The following is a 14,601-nucleotide window of genomic DNA, read 5'->3' as shown; positions in this document are numbered from 1 at the left end:
ATGACCACCACACCCCCTTCGAGGAAGCCCCGCGGGCCGCGCAGCCGGTTCCGCCGCCGCGTGGCAGGCGCGCTGGCGCTGGGGATCGGGCTGCTCGCCGCGGGCGGCCTCTACACCGCCTTCGCCCCGCAGCCGCAGGTGGCCACGGCGCAGGAAGGCGACACCGCGCTGATCGCGCAGGGCGAGCAGATCTACAACAACACCTGCGTCAGCTGCCACGGCGCCAACCTGCAGGGCGTCCAGGACCGCGGGCCGAGCCTCATCGGCGTCGGCGACGCCGCCGTCTACTTCCAGGTGTCGACCGGCCGGATGCCGCTGGCCCGCCAGGAGGCGCAGGCGCAGCGCAAGCCGCCGAGCCCCCAGTTCGACCCGCACACCGAAGAGGGCATGGCCAACATCGACGCGCTGGGCGCGTTCATCCAGTCCAACGGGGGCGGGCCCACGCGGCCTGCCGCCGAGGGCGAGGCCCTGCGGGGCAGCGACCCGGCGCGCGGCGGCGAGCTCTTCCGCCTCAACTGCGCGTCCTGCCACAACTTCACCGGACGCGGCGGGGCGCTGTCCTCCGGGAAGTTCGCGCCGACGCTCGACCCGGCCACCGAACTGGACATCTACACCGCGATGCTCACGGGCCCGCAGAACATGCCGAAGTTCTCCGACCGGCAGCTCGCGCCGGACGAGAAGGAGGACATCATCGCCTACGTCAAGTCGGTGACCGACGGGAACAACAACCCGGGCGGCAACCCTCTGGGCGGGATCGGGCCGGTGTCCGAGGGCCTGGTCGCCTTCATCGTCGGCATCGCCGCAATGGTCGGCGTCGCAATGTGGCTGGGAGCCAAGTCATGACCACGTCACACCAGCAACCACCCGCGCCCACCGCGGCCGAGGTCGAGGACATGACCCTCGAGCAGCGCGCTCGGCTCGCGGGTGAGCTCGACGACGTCGACGTCGTCCACAACCAGCCCAAGTGGCCGCTGTCGGGCACGCGCGCGGAGAAGCGCGCCGAACGGTCCGTGGCGCTGTGGTTCGTCATCTCGGCGGTGTCCGGGCTGGCCTTCCTCGCCGCGTTCCTGTTCTGGCCCTTCCAGTACGTGGCGCCCGGCGAGCCCGGCTACTCGCTGTACGCGCTCTACACGCCGATCGTCGGCTTCACGTTCGGGCTCGCGGTGCTCGCGGTCGGCGTCGGCGTGATCGCCTACATCAAGAAGTTCTTCCCCGACGAGGTGTCGGTCCAGCAGCGCCACGACGGCGCCTCAGACGAGGTCGCCCGGCTCACCGTCACGGCCCAGCTGGTCAAGGCCGGCAAGGACACCGACATCGCCCGCCGCAAGCTGATCGTCCGCGCCGCGGGAGGCGCGGCCGGCGTGCTCGGCCTCGGGCTGGGCATCGCGGCCGTCGCGCCGCTGGTGCGCAACCCGTGGAAGGGCGGCGACGACGCGGCGCTGTGGGTCACCCCCTGGAAGCCCGTCAACGGCGAGACCGTCTACCTGCGCCGGGACACCGGCGACCCGCACGACATCTCGCTCGTGCGCCCCGAGGACCAGGACCCCGGCTCCATGGAGACGGTGTTCCCGTTCCGGGAGTCCGACCGGGACGACGAGGAAGCCCTGGTCCGCAGCCTCCGGGCCTCGGACGCCCCGGTCATGCTGATCCGGCTTCGCCCCGACCAGCAGGTCGTGCACCGGAGTGGCCAGGAGAACTTCAACTACGGCGACTACTACGCGTTTTCCAAGATCTGCAGCCACCTGGGCTGCCCCACCTCGCTGTACGAGGCGCAGACCAACCGGATCCTCTGCCCGTGCCACCAGTCGCAGTTCCTGGCCACGGAGTACGCGAGGCCGGTCTTCGGTCCGGCCACGAGGCCGCTCGCCCAGCTTCCGATTACAGTGAACGACGAGGGATACCTCGTCGCGAAGGGCGATTTCGCCGAGCCCGTCGGCCCGGCCTTCTGGGAGCGGAGGTACAACCCGTGAGTTCCCTCACGACGCCCACCGGGTCGGGCGCCAACGCCAAGGTGATCGGCGCGCTCGACGAGCTCGACCAGCGCTACCACCCGGCAGCGGGGATGCGGAAGCAGTTCAACAAGGTCTTCCCGACCCACTGGTCGTTCATGCTGGGTGAGATCGCGCTCTACAGCTTCATCGTGCTGTTGCTGTCGGGCACCTACCTGGCGCTGTTCTTCGACCCCTCCATGGAGGAGGTCGTCTACAACGGCCCGTTCGAGAACCTGCGCGGCATCCACATGTCGCGGGCCTACGAGAGCACCCTGCAGATCTCCTTCGAGGTCCGGGGCGGGCTGTTCGTCCGCCAGGTGCACCACTGGGCGGCGCTGCTGTTCATGGCCGCGATGGTCGTGCACATGTTCCGCACGTACTTCACCGGCGCCTTCCGCAAGCCGCGCGAGGCCAACTGGGTGATCGGCGTGCTGCTGCTGTTCCTCGGCTTCTTCGCCGGGTTCACCGGCTACTCCATCCCCGACGACCTGCTGTCCGGTACGGGCCTGCGGATCGCGTCCGGGTTCATGCTGGCGGTCCCGGTGGTCGGCACCTGGAGCCACTGGGCGATCTTCGGTGGCGAGTTCCCGGGCACCGAGATCATCCCGCGGCTCTACATCGTGCACGTGCTGCTCATCCCGGGCATCCTGCTCGCGCTCATCGCGCTGCACGTCGGGCTGGTCTGGTACCAGAAGCACACCCAGTTCCCCGGCCCCGGCCGCACCGAGGGCAACGTCGTCGGCGTCCGGATCCTCCCGGCCTTCGCCGCGAAGGGCGGTGCGTTCTTCGCCGTCACGGTCGGCGTCCTCGGGATCATGGGCGGGATCTTCCAGATCAACCCGATCTGGAACTTCGGGCCGTACAACGCCGCCCACGTCTCGGCGGGATCCCAACCCGACTGGTACGTCCTCTTCACGGAGGGGATGCTGCGGATCTTCCCGCCGTGGGACATCCACATCGGCGACTACAACATCCCGCCGGCGTTCTGGGCGAGCCCCGCGTTCCTCCCGATCCTCTACGTCCTCGCCGGGGCGTACCCCTGGATCGAGCGGCGGTTCACCAAGGACAACGCCCTGCACAACCTGCTGCAGCGCCCGCGGGACGTGCCCGTGCGCACGTCGCTGGGCGTCATGGGCATCTCCTTCTACACGGTGCTGGTCCTCTCGGGCAGCAACGACCTCATCGCCTACGTCTTCGACGTCTCGCTGAACGCCACCACGTGGGCGGGCCGCATCGGCGTCTTCGTGGTCCCGCCGATCGCCTACTGGGTGACGTACCGGATCTGCCTCGGGCTGCAGCGCGGCGACCGCGCGGTGCTCGAGCACGGCATCGAGACGGGCGTCATCAGGCGGCTGCCGCACGGCGAGTTCATCGAGGTGCACCAGCCGCTGGGCGGCGTCGACGAGCACGGCCACGCGATCCCCCTGGAGTACCAGGGCGCGCCCGTGCCCAAGCGGATGAACCAGCTCGGCATGGGTGGCAGCCCGGTCCCCGGGTCGCTGCTCAAGCCGGACCCCGCCGAGGAGACCGCGGCGCTCGAGCAGGCCCGCCACGAGGCGGCCGAGGCCGAGGCCGCTGCCCGCAACGGGCAGCGGCCCGCGGAGGTCGCGTCCCGCACCGAGGAGCGCGAGGCGATCGGGCAGCAGTAGGCAGTTCGGACCGAAGCGAGGGCCCCGCCGGGCGACCGGCGGGGCCCTCGCCGTTCTCCGGCGCCGGTGTTCCGCGGTTGTGCGGTGAGATCAGGCCGTCACACACCAACCGTGGCGCTCACACACGAGCTGCAGTTGGTGCGCCGACACCGGAGTTGGTGTGTGACGGGTCGAGCCACGCCAGCCCAGGCCGCTCACACACCAACCGTGGCGCTCACACACGAGCTGCAGTTGGTGCGCCGGCACCGACGTTCGTGTGCGAGCTGTCATCGTCGCGGGCGGCCCCGGCCGGCGAGGCGGCGAAGGCGCGCTTCAGGCGTTCGGTCACCGGGTCGAAGTCGTCGATCTCGGACCAGGTCCACCGAACCACCCGCAGCCCGAGGTCGCGGATCTCGTCCTCGCGCAGCTTCTCGGCCACCACGACGTCGGCCGGGTCCTGGCCCGGTTCCACCAGCCGCCCGTACTTGATCAGCCCGTCGAACTCGCCGACCGTGTGCAGCTCGGGCCAGCCGAAGTCGATCTCGTACACCCGCCCGTTGCCCTGCACCTTCCACTGCAGCACCGGCACCGGCAAGCCCGCCCGCTGGATCGCGAGCCGGCTGCGGGAACTCGCCGACGCTGTCGCTGTCGCCGTCCGCCAGTGCGACGACCCGGCGGGCCTGTGGCGCACCCGGCCACCCGGCGCAGCGGTGGACGGCCCGGGCGAGCTCGGCGGGGTCGGTGAGGTGCTTGTGGAGGGCGCTGTCGGCCACCACGACCGCGGCGTCGAGGCGGGCCGTCCGCGCGACGTCGACCACGGTGCGGGCAGGTGCGGTGACGCGCAGGCCGTCGATCTCCACGACCTCGTCGGGTGCGAGCGGAGCGGCGTGCACGTGCACACCCTCGCCGACCCGACCGCCGGTACGCCGGTCCCGCGTGCGGTGGATGCGGTCGAGCGGCAGCCCCCAGGTCGACAGGCCCAGCAGCACCGCGGCCGAGACGTGGGAGAGGACGCCGTCCGCGGCCTCGCGCTCGTCGCGCACCGCGGCGAGCAGGGCGTGGCGGGCCTCGAACCGAGGCGGCATGCCTGGGGCCGGCAGGTAGGCGCCCCGTCCGAGGCTGACGAGCTCCCCGGACCGCCGCCGCCGGCGCAACTCGTGATCGGTCCACCCCGCGGCGAGCAGCTGCCGACGTACGACAAGACGGGGAATCTCCACGCGAGGCAGCATCCCCGCCCGGCCGCGCCGATGGGCCCGAATGAGCGAATTGCCCACTCCCACACCAACATGGGCGCTCACACACGAACTGCAGTTGCTGTGCCAGCACCAGCCTTCATGTGCCAGCGGGCGCGGCGCACGTCACACACCAATCCTGGTGCTCAGACAGGAACTGCAGTTCGTGTGCCAGCACCAATGTTGGTGCGTGGGCGGGCTGCGGCGGCGAGCACCGCCAGGAAGAGCAGCAGGTAGGCGTCGGGCCAGAGGGAGATCAGGCCGGTGGCCGGGATCGGGCCGACCTGCGGGCCGGGCAGCGCCGTCACCACCGCGACGGTCGCGGCGAGCACCCCGGCCAGCCCGGCCAGGGCCCAACGGTCGCCGGCGACGGCCCGGACGCCGAGGAGCATCGCGAGGGGGACGACCCACACGTAGTGGTGCGACCACGCGAACGGCGCCAGCGCGGCGGAGGCGAGCCCGCACAGCGTCAGCGCGAGCACCTCGTCCCCGCGCCGGTGCGCCCGCACGGCCAGCACGATCGTGACGGCCCCGAGCACCGCGGCGCCGACGAGCCACGGCAGCCCCTCGACGCCCAGGCGGGAGAGCACGCCGTTCAGGGAGTGGTTGCTGGGACCGGCGACGTCGGAGATCCGGTCGGCCGCCGCGAACGTGCCCTCCAGCCAGAACGCCGCCGAGTCGGCGGGCGCGAGCACGAACCCCAGCCCGGCGGCGGCCGCGAAGGTCGCCAGTGCCGTGGCCGCCGCCCGCCACCGCCGCGTGGCCACGAGGTACACGACGAACAGCAGCGGCGTCAGCTTCACGGCCGCGGCGAGGCCGACCCCAACCCCGCGCAGCCGGCTCCCCGGCCTCCCGAGGAGATCCCCCACCACCAGCGCGAGCAGCACGATGTTGATCTGCCCGAGGTAGAGGGTGGTGCGCACCGGGTCGAGCGCGGTCGCCACCACGGCGAGCAGCACGGCAGCGGGCCACCCCGCGCGCGGCGCGCAGCGGCGCACCACGTAGGCGAGCAGCGCGATCCCCGCACCGGTCCACAGCACCTTGAGCAGGTCCGGCGGCAGCAGCGCGAGCGGTGCGAACAGCGCCGCGGCGAACGGCGGGTAGACGAACGGCAGGTCCAGCAGCACCCCGCCCGCGTACAGCGGCTCGCCGGCGAGCACGTGCCCCCCACCCGCGCGGTAGACCTGCAGGTCGATCAGCAGCGCGTGGGCGCCGGGCCAGAGCGCGAACACCACGGCCTGCGCGACGAGCACGACTGCCGCGGCCCCCGCGAGGAGATGGCGCACCTATTCGGGCAGGTCGAACTCGCCCGCGTCGACGCCCTTCACGAACGCCTCCCACTCGGCGGCCGTGTAGACGTGCGGCTCGCAGTCCGGGTCGCCCGCGCGGCGCAACGCCGCCCCGCCGTCGGGCAGCCGGGCGATCTCGACGGCGTCCTCGGCGGTGCTGGTGCTGCTGCGCATCCAGACGACGTCGGCGGGCACGCGTGATCTCATGGGCGGTCGAACTCCCCGTTCCGGACAGCGGTGATGAAGGTCCGCCATGCGTCGGCGGAATGGAGGTGGGGGGCGCGGCCGCGGTCCTTGGTGTCGCGTACGGCCACGCCGGTGGGGGTCGGGGCGACCTCGACGCAGCTGTTGCCGTTCTCGCCGCTGTGCGTGCTCGTTCGCCACCCAAGATGCTCGAAGTTCACGGCACCCCCTTCCGGTTACGGCTCACCGACGATCCGCCGGATCATCTCCCGCGACCCTGGCGGGGCCAGCGCGAGGGTGCGGAGCCGCTCGAGTTCGAGTCTAGCCAGCGCGACGGCCGGTTCTTTCTCCAGGCGGGTGGCACCGAGGGCGTGTTCCACGTAGGCCATGTCGGGCTCGCAGAGATCGCCGAAGCTGAGGATGGTGCACCCGGATGCGAGCGAAGGGTGCGCGCCTCGGCCGGTCGGCAGCACCTGCAGTGTGACTGTCGGCATTTCGCTGGTCGCCTGCGTCGTACAGGTCGAGCATGCTCTTGACCAGGTGCACGTCGGTCTTCTGCTGACCGTTCTCGATGCGGCTCAGCCTGCTCGCCGACGTTTCCCGCGCCGGGGCGGCCTCGTCGAGCGTCAGCCGGGCTCCCTCCCGAAGTTCCCGCAACCTGCGTGCCGGGATGGGCCGCCTGATCGACGCACCGTTCCGCTTCGCCCCCGTGCGCCCTCCGCGTCCGGCCGATGACGATCGTGGCACCGGGAACGGCAGCGGTGGGATTCCCACCCCCTTGATCACTGCGCCGTCGCGCTCCGGCACCGGCCGGACCGAGCCTCCGTGGTTGCCGTGTGTATCCGGCCGTCCGCCGAGGTCACCGGGTCGTGGCGATCTTCCTGGCAGCTTCACTCTTGACCTGCCGTGCGCGTGGGATCACGCTGGGTGCTCAGGGGAGCGGCAAGTCCGAGTGGAAGGGTCCGATCGGGGTGTTCGCGGCCGAGATCGACGGTTGCCCGGGCGAGGGGTACGTCGCCGTCCGGGTGGCCGGCGACGTCGACACGGGCACCCGCGCCGAGCTCAGCGAAGCGCTGGAACGGGCGCTCGCGATCGGCTCGCGGTCGGTACTCGTCGATCTCACGGGGGTGCAGTTCTTCGCCGCGGCCGGTGTGCACTGCGTCGAGCGCGCGGTGGGTGCGCTCGAAGCACGCGGCGGCGCGGCACACGTGGTCTGTCCCCGTCCCGGCGCCGCATGGCGGGTGGTGTCGCTGCTGGGGCTGCAACAGCAGTGGCGGGTGCACCAGGACGTCGAGGCCGCGATTGCGCGGTGCACCGCGCTCCACTAGTCAGGCCGCCCGGTCGGTGGACGCCACGAACTCGGCGAAGTCGCGGGGCGCGCGCTGCACCCCGTCGGAGACGTGGGCGTCGAGGCCGTTGCGCAGCGCGGCGACCGCGTCGGCGTGGTCCTCGGCGTCGGCCCGGGGCCAGCCGGCCGCGACGAGCTCGGGCACGAACTCGTCCGGCTCGACCGGGACGTAGCGCGCGTCCCGGCCCACCGCCGCCCCGATCGCGGCCGCGGGCATCGGCCATCGTCACGGCTCGGGGCCCGGACAGCGAGTACACCTGCCCGCCGTGCCCGTCCTCGGTGAGGGCGGTGACGGCGGCGGCCGCGATGTCCTCGGCGTCGACGAACGTGGCCGCACCCTCCCCCGCGGCGAGCCGGATCTCCCCCGCCCGCACGGCGTCGCGGAAGAATCCCTCGCTGAAGTTCTGGGCGAACCACGTCGGCCGCAGGATCGTCCGCTCCGCCCCGCTCTCCCGCACCGCCGTTCGCCGCGAACGTGGGGCGGGCCAGCGGCGCGTCCGGACGCCCGTACCCCGGCATGTCGACGCCCCGCCCGGACAGCACCACCCGCTCGACACCGGGCCGCGCTCGACGAGCGCACCGGTCAGCCCGGCACCGTCGAGCGGAACGACGTACATCCCGCGGACGCCGTCCAGCACGCGGTCCCAGGTGCGGGCTCGCCGGCGGCCCTCGCCCGCCGGTTCACCGAGCGGGTCGGCACGCCGCCGATGGCCTACCTGGCGGACTGGCGGATAGCGCTGGCCGCGGACCTGCTGCGGGAGTCCGACGAGACGGAGGGCGCGGTGGCCAGGAAGGTCGGCTACGCCGACGTGTCCGGCCTCAGCACGGCGTTCAAGCGCCGCCGCGGCACGACACCGACACAGCACGGGGCCGCGGCCCGTGATCCACTGGTCCGATGAAGGTCGACGCGATGCTGCGGGGCACGGGGCTGGCCGAGCTGGCGGCCGAGGCACGGGCGCGGGAGGAGGCCGGGGTCGACGGGCTGTGGAGCTACGAGGGCCCGCACGACCCGTTCCTGCCGCTGATGCCGGTGGCCGAGCACACCTCGCGGGTCGCGGTGGGCACCGCGATCGCCGTCGCGTTCGCCCGCAACCCGATGAGCACGGCCTACGTGGCGAACGACCTGCAGGTCCACTCGGAGGGCCGGTTCCTGCTCGGGCTGGGCAGCCAGGTCAAGCCGCACATCGAGCGCCGCTTCGCGATGCCGTGGAGCCACCCGGCGCGCCGCATGCGCGAGTACGTGCAGGCGCTGCGGGCCATCTGGAGCGCCTGGAACACCGGTGAGCGGCTGGCGTTCCGCGGCGAGTTCTACTCCCACACGCTCATGACGCCGTTCTTCTCCCCCGCGCCCAGCCCGTACGGGCCGCCCGCGGTGTACCTCGCCGCTGTCGGCGACCAGATGACGCGCGTGGCGGGCGAGGTGTGCGACGGGCTCCTCCCCCACGCCTTCACCACCGAGCGCTACCTGCGCGAACACACGCTCCCGGTGCTGGAGGACGGGCTCGCGCGGAGCGGCCGCACCCGGGCCGACGTCACGATCGCGTTCTCCGGGTTCGTGGTGTCGGGCACCACCGAGGAGGAGATGGCCACCGCGGCCCGGGGTGTGCGCGAGCAGATCGCCTTCTACGGCAGCACACCCGCGTACCGCCCCGTGCTCGACCTGCACGGGTGGGGCGAGCTGGGCGTCGAGCTCAACCGGCTCTCCCGCGCCGGCGACCCCGACCGCTGGCAACGCATGGGCGAGCTGATCGACGACGAGGTGCTCGCCGCGTTCGCCGTGGCGGCAGAGCCCGACCGGCTGGGCACCGCGGTACTGGGCCGCTTCGGCGGCCTCGTCGACCGGTTCACCTTCTACGCGCCCTACGCGCACGACGACGCCCTCTTCACACCCGCGACGGAGGCCCTGCAGCGGGAGTGATCGGCCGGGCCGGAGTGTTGGCATCACCCGTGGGTGCGCGACGGGCACGCCGTGTGCACCGGCGACACGACGCTCCGCAAAACGGCGGATTGTCGCCGTCACGCATGTTTATTGTAGCCATGGGGCAATCAGCCCCGATGGGCGTTTCGTCCGGATGAGAAGGGCATAGCTGAGCAGCGGGACGTATCTGGCGTTGTAGCCCGCCGACCGCGCCGTCTACCAGTGGTTGCTCACTCTGCCGTCGGCCATCGCATCATTCGGACATCCTGCCACTGCGTCATATGGGGATCGTCACCTCCGGGCCGTGCTCCGGTCGGGCGGACCTGCTTCAGTGGGTGTCGCGGCCGGGCCGATAGGAGCTGGCACCCGGCCGAAACAATTACTCGTCGCGGCCGTACGTCATCGGTCGAACGTCGCAGATCATCTGGCGTCGTTACGCTTGATGGGCGGGCCTGGACACGGCTCGTCCCCCGCTTCGGGTAGGTCACCGCCGGCGGTGACGCTCGTCGGGACCATGCGGGTGACGGTGTGAGACCGCGGAAGCGCCCTTCGGGGATCGGCGCGAGTATCGAGGATGGGGCTCCGCAGTACCGATTGCCCCGTCGGAACGCCCACAGAACCGTCGTGCAGGGGGACACCCATGCCGTCCGAAGGGGAGGGCGCCGGTTGGAGGGGGACGGGATGGAAGGTCGACCGCCACAGGAGTCGATGCACCGCACCGGCGACAGTCCGCGTCCGGTTCTGCGCCGGCTCGCTGCTGAGCTGGACGACCTGCTGCGCACCGTCGCAGAGGTCAAAGCGTCTCGTCTTCGGCAGCTAGCTGATACTCGATCTGCTCGACGCGGTCCCGCAGCTCCTGGATCTCCTGCCCCAGGCAGTCGAGCGCGTGCAACACCGGATCCCTGACCTCGTCCTCGTGGGGCTCCGGCGATTCGCCATGGAGCACGTGGTCGAGGTAGTCGGACGGCCACCCCAGGGCGTCCGACACCGCGGCGAGGGTCTGTGGTCGACGGCGGCGCGGGTTGAGGTTGTTCTGCAGCTCCCGGATGGTGGTCAGCGACAGCCGGGCACGGGACGCGACGTCCATCTGCGTCATGCGGGTCTCGGCCATGCGGCCCCGGATCGCCTCTGCGACGCGGTCCCAGCCCTCGCCGCTCGCCCGTTCCGCGTCGGTCACGCGCAGAGCCTAGGGGCAGGGGCGGCGTTGATCGAGCCCAACCTCGAACGACCTCAAAAACAGGCATCAATATTGAGTTAACTGGTGCTAGTCTGGCGTCGTGCGGAGGGGGATGATCATGTTGGGACACGCCGACCCACCCGTTGGCCCCCGCGTCACCGGCCCGCTTCCCGGGCCGGGCGCTGCCGGACTCCTGATCAGGCAGAGTCGGCGCGAGTCCAACGCCCGGGTCTACCCGCGCCACATCGCGATCGAGATCGACGAGGCATGGGGAAGCTTCGTCCGTGATCTCGACGGGAACGTCTTCATCGACTTCCTACCCGGAGCGGGCGTGCGCTCGCTCGGTCACAGCCGTCCAGAACGCGTTGTGACCGAGCAGCTCAGCCGGCCCGGGCACGGGCTCGGCCTGCCGACGCCGGCCACCCGTTCGATGAAGGGCGAGGTGTGGCCGGGGATCCCGTGGCGCAGGAACCTGCCACACAGATGTGCGAGCCCGAGACCAGCATCGACTCGGCGGCGGGCGGAAGCGCTCCATCACGGACCCGTGACGCTGCTCCTGACCCGGGGTCCACGGTAGGAGGCTGCACCCGTCCTCCTGCTGCGGACCGCGCCGATTCACGGATAGCTGGGTTTCCGGCCCAGCCTTCGTGACAGCCCTGGCAAGCGCGGATCTCGCTCACGCCGTTCAGCGCGCTTGTCGCACCGACCACTCCCGACTTTTCGTTCAAGGGGTCAATCGATGGGAATCCCCCGCGACGTCCTGACCACTGATCCGGCTGAAGAGCTGACCACTCTTGCCGAATGCGAGCGGCTTTTCGCCGAGGTGCTGGCCGGTGTCGTGGGCACCGAGCACGTGTCGATCGACGGTCACTTCTTTGATGATCTCGGCGCCGACTCGATGTTGATGGCCCGTTTCTGCGCGCGCGTGCGCAAGCGGCCCGACCTGCCGTCCGTGTCGATGCCGGACGTCTACCAGCACCCGACGATCCGGAGTCTTGCGGCGGCCCTCGCCGACGACGTCCTGATCACTGATCCGGCTGAAGAGCTGACCACTCTTGCCGAATGCGAGCGGCTTTTCGCCGAGGTGCTGGCCGGTGTCGTGGGCACCGAGCACGTGCCGATCGACAGCCATTTCTTTGATGATCTCGGCGCCGACTCGATGTTGATGGCCCGTTTCTGCGCGCGCGTGCGCAAGCGGCCCGACCTGCCGTCCGTGTCGATGCCGGACGTCTACCAGCACCCGACGATCCGGAGTCTTGCGGCGGCCCTCGCCGACGACGTCCTGATCACTGATCCGGCTGAAGAGCTGACCACTCTCGCCGAATGCGAGCGGCTTTTCGCCGAGGTGCTGGCCGGTGTCGTGGGCACCGAGCACGTGCCGATCGACAGCCATTTCTTCGATGATCTCGGCGCCGACTCGATGTCGATGGCCCGTTTCTGCGCGCGCGTGCGCAAGCGGCCCGACCTGCCGTCCGTATCGATGCCGGACGTCTACCAGCACCCGACGATCCGGAGTCTTGCGGCGGCCCTCGTCACCACGACCAACACCACACCCAGGCCTGCCTCGCGGCCGGCTCTCCCCCCGCCACCGAGTCGGGCCGACAGTGGTCAGGTCGCCTTCTGCGGGGCATTGCAGCTCCTGTTCCTCCTCGGTTACCCCGCCCTCACCTCGGTCGTTGCGGTGACGGGCTTCGAGTGGGTCTCGGCCGGCCCGAACCTGGTCGACGTCTACCTGCGGTCGGTCGCGTTCGGCGCCGCGATGTTCCTCGGCCTGTGCGCCCTTCCGATCCTGGTCAAGTGGGTGCTCATCGGACGCTGGGAGCCTCAGGAGATCCGCGTCTGGAGCACGGCGTACCTCCGCTTCTGGCTCGTCAGGACCCTGGTCCAGCGGAACCCGATGGTGCTGTTCGTCGGCTCACCGCTCTACGCGGTCTACCTCAGGGCACTGGGCGCGAAGATCGGGCGCGGCGCCGTCATCCTCTCCCCGAATGTGCCCGTGTGCACCGACCTGCTCAGCATCGGCGACGGCGCGGTGGTCCGGAAGGACTCGTTCTTCACCGGCTACCGGGCCCACAACCGCATCATCCAGACGGGCGTGGTGAGCATCGGCAAGGACGCACTGGTCGGCGAGGCGACGGTGCTCGACATCTGGACCTCGCTGGGTGACGGGGCCCAGCTGGGGCACTCCTCCGCGCTGCACGCAGGGCAGACGGTGCCCGACGGTGAGCGCTGGAACGGCTCCCCCGCGCAGCCGACGGACGTGGACTACCAGCAGGTCCCCTCGCTGGACGTCGGCACCCGGCGACGGGTCGTCTTCGCGACCGTGCAGCTGGCGAACCTGCTTCTGCTGGGTACGCCGCTGGCGTTCGTCGTCGCGGTCCTCGCGCTCACGGACGTCCCGCAGCTCGCTGCGCTGATGGACCCGGGAACGGTCTCCTTCACGAGCTGGGAGCTCTACCAGGACGCGCTGGTGCTGTCCGCCGTGCTCTTCTTCGGCGCCGCGCTCGTCGGCATCGTGTTCGTGGGAACCGTTCCGCGCGTGCTGAACCACTTCATCTCGTCGGACCAGGTCTACCCCTTGTACGGATTCCATTACTGGATCCACCGCGTGATCGTCCGTACGACCAACATCAGGTTCTACATGCGCCTCCTCGGTGACACCTCCGCCATCGTCCACTACCTGCGCTGGATCGGGTACGACCTTCGCGGGGTGCGGCAGACCGGTTCGAACTTCGGCGAGATGGTCAGGCACGACTCCCCGTTCCTCAGCGCGGTCGGCAGCGGAACGATGGCCGCGGACGGGTTGTCCATCATGAATGCCGATTTCTCGAGCACATCCTTCCGCATGTCCCGCGTGTCGATCGGGGCAGAGAACTTCCTGGGGAACCGGATCCCCTATCCGTCCCAGGCCAAGACGGGCGACAACTGCCTCCTCGGGACGAAGGTCATGGTTCCTCTCGACGGACAGGTGCGGGAAGGCGTGGGCCTGCTGGGCGCGCCGAGCTTCGAGATCCCGCGGAAGGTCAGGCGCGACGAGCAGCTCGACGTGGATGCGGACGAGCTGCGCCGCGGCCTCATGGGTAAGAACATCCACAACACCATTACCGTGACAATGATGCTGCTGGCGCAGTGGGCCTTTTCCTTCATCGTCAGCGTGCTCTATCTGGGTGCCGTCGACGTCTGGGACTCCGAGGGGGTGTCCACATTCGCACTGGCCACCGCCGGGGTATTCGTCCTCACGATCGCCTACAACGTCCTGATCGACGTACTGGTCCGGCCGTGCATGGCCTTGGCGCCGCAGGGCTGCTCGATCTACGACCGCGCCTTCTGGGGGCACGAACGCTTCTGGAAGATGTCCCTCGCCTCTTTTGTGAACGCCTTCAACGGCACCCCGATCAAGAACGTGCTGTGGCGACTGCTGGGTGTGCGGCTCGGCCGCGGCGTCTTCGACGACGGCCTCGGCATGCCCGAGCGGGCGTTCGTCACGATCGGCGACGACTGCACGTTCAACCCGGGCAGCACCATCCAGTGCCACTCGCAGGAGGACGGCGGATTCAAGTCCGACCGCATCGTGATCGGAGCCGGCTGCACGTTCGGCGTCGGCGCATGGGCCCACTACGGCGTGACGATGGGCGACGGTGCGGTGCTCGCCGCCGACTCCTTCCTCATGAAGGGCGAGGAAATGCCACCGAACGCCACGTGGGGCGGAAACCCGGCCAGGAACGTGCGTGAGCACTCGGGCGATCCCCAGGCCCGAAAGATCGGCATCGACGACAACCGCGCCGCCGTGCTCGTCAGCGGCGACTGACACCCGGCACAACGTGGAACGTAGGGA

Annotated in this window: 14 protein-coding genes and 1 pseudogene; 7 read left to right on the top strand and 8 right to left on the bottom strand. The window is 70.6% G+C overall.

The genetic code is table 11. The features are described 5' to 3' along the window. Genes qcrC through qcrB form a run of 3 tightly spaced genes read left to right on the top strand, consistent with a single transcriptional unit; the run spans position 1 to position 3,640 of the window. Complete coding sequence (qcrC, locus tag ABEA81_RS12215) at positions 1–843, top strand: cytochrome bc1 complex diheme cytochrome c subunit (RefSeq protein WP_345605100.1); 843 nt, start codon at positions 1–3, stop codon at positions 841–843. Next, positions 840–1,970, top strand: a complete 1,131-nt coding sequence (gene qcrA, locus ABEA81_RS12210) for a cytochrome bc1 complex Rieske iron-sulfur subunit (RefSeq protein ID WP_345605099.1) — start codon at positions 840–842, stop codon at positions 1,968–1,970. Before qcrC ends, qcrA begins: the two co-directional genes overlap by 4 nt. Further along, the gene (gene qcrB, locus ABEA81_RS12205) at positions 1,967–3,640 is read left to right on the top strand and encodes a cytochrome bc1 complex cytochrome b subunit (protein WP_345605098.1); all 1,674 of its coding nucleotides are present in this window, start codon (positions 1,967–1,969) and stop codon (positions 3,638–3,640) included. The genes qcrA and qcrB overlap by 4 nt, the downstream gene beginning before the upstream one ends. A 214-nt stretch (positions 3,641–3,854) precedes the next feature. Here qcrB and ABEA81_RS12200 read toward each other — a convergent pair whose 3' ends face one another. The 6 genes and pseudogenes from ABEA81_RS12200 to ABEA81_RS42650 all read right to left on the bottom strand — a co-directional run. Next, positions 3,855–4,214 carry a hypothetical protein gene (locus ABEA81_RS12200; protein WP_345605097.1) on the bottom strand — a complete coding sequence of 120 codons (360 nt, stop codon included), beginning with the start codon at positions 4,212–4,214 and terminating at the stop codon, positions 3,855–3,857. Between the two features lie 783 nt (positions 4,215–4,997). Continuing rightward, on the bottom strand, positions 4,998–6,137 hold the full coding sequence (locus ABEA81_RS12195) for a glycosyltransferase 87 family protein (protein ID WP_345605096.1): 1,140 nt from the start codon (positions 6,135–6,137) through the stop codon (positions 4,998–5,000). Further along, entirely contained in the window at positions 6,138–6,347 is a 210-nt protein-coding gene (locus tag ABEA81_RS12190; RefSeq protein ID WP_345605095.1) for a DUF397 domain-containing protein, read from the bottom strand. Then, positions 6,344–6,544: a DUF397 domain-containing protein gene (locus tag ABEA81_RS12185; protein ID WP_345605094.1), complete on the bottom strand. Its 201-nt coding sequence runs from the start codon at positions 6,542–6,544 to the stop codon at positions 6,344–6,346. The genes ABEA81_RS12190 and ABEA81_RS12185 overlap by 4 nt, the downstream gene beginning before the upstream one ends. 15 nt (positions 6,545–6,559) lie before the next feature. Beyond that, positions 6,560–6,817, bottom strand: coding sequence for a Scr1 family TA system antitoxin-like transcriptional regulator (locus ABEA81_RS12180; RefSeq protein ID WP_345605093.1), 258 nt, complete (start codon positions 6,815–6,817; stop codon positions 6,560–6,562). Positions 6,818–6,833: 16 nt separating this feature from the next. Beyond that, a pseudogene (locus ABEA81_RS42650) lies at positions 6,834–7,070 on the bottom strand (helix-turn-helix domain-containing protein); the annotation flags it as partial. A gap of 122 nt (positions 7,071–7,192) precedes the next feature. On the opposite strand from ABEA81_RS42650, the gene ABEA81_RS12175 reads away from it, so the two are divergent. Further along, positions 7,193–7,651: an STAS domain-containing protein gene (locus tag ABEA81_RS12175; RefSeq protein ID WP_345605092.1), complete on the top strand. Its 459-nt coding sequence runs from the start codon at positions 7,193–7,195 to the stop codon at positions 7,649–7,651. Here the strand turns inward: ABEA81_RS12175 and ABEA81_RS12170 are convergent, their stop codons facing one another. Continuing rightward, positions 7,652–7,888 (bottom strand): Rossmann-fold NAD(P)-binding domain-containing protein, encoded by a 237-nt coding sequence (locus ABEA81_RS12170; protein WP_345605091.1) that lies wholly within the window; start codon positions 7,886–7,888, stop codon positions 7,652–7,654. Positions 7,889–7,937: 49 nt separating this feature from the next. On the opposite strand from ABEA81_RS12170, the gene ABEA81_RS42645 reads away from it, so the two are divergent. Together ABEA81_RS42645 and ABEA81_RS12160 are read left to right on the top strand one after the other, a co-directional pair. Beyond that, complete coding sequence (locus ABEA81_RS42645) at positions 7,938–8,570, top strand: helix-turn-helix transcriptional regulator (RefSeq protein WP_425570528.1); 633 nt, start codon at positions 7,938–7,940, stop codon at positions 8,568–8,570. Further along, positions 8,567–9,589, top strand: a complete 1,023-nt coding sequence (locus ABEA81_RS12160; RefSeq protein ID WP_345605089.1) for an LLM class F420-dependent oxidoreductase — start codon at positions 8,567–8,569, stop codon at positions 9,587–9,589. The genes ABEA81_RS42645 and ABEA81_RS12160 overlap by 4 nt, the downstream gene beginning before the upstream one ends. 793 nt (positions 9,590–10,382) lie before the next feature. Here ABEA81_RS12160 and ABEA81_RS12155 read toward each other — a convergent pair. After that, the gene (locus ABEA81_RS12155) at positions 10,383–10,766 is read right to left on the bottom strand and encodes an XRE family transcriptional regulator (protein ID WP_345605088.1); all 384 of its coding nucleotides are present in this window, start codon (positions 10,764–10,766) and stop codon (positions 10,383–10,385) included. Between the two features lie 739 nt (positions 10,767–11,505). Between ABEA81_RS12155 and ABEA81_RS12150 the strand changes: the two genes are divergently transcribed. After that, on the top strand, positions 11,506–14,574 hold the full coding sequence (locus ABEA81_RS12150; protein WP_345605087.1) for a Pls/PosA family non-ribosomal peptide synthetase: 3,069 nt from the start codon (positions 11,506–11,508) through the stop codon (positions 14,572–14,574). Positions 14,575–14,601 lie beyond the last annotated feature (27 nt).

Origin of the sequence: Pseudonocardia adelaidensis (assembly GCF_039543345.1) — a bacterium.
Lineage (GTDB): Bacteria > Actinomycetota > Actinomycetes > Mycobacteriales > Pseudonocardiaceae > Pseudonocardia > Pseudonocardia adelaidensis.
Note: the sequence above shows the minus strand (reverse complement) of the source record. Positions and strands in the feature narration are given on the sequence as shown.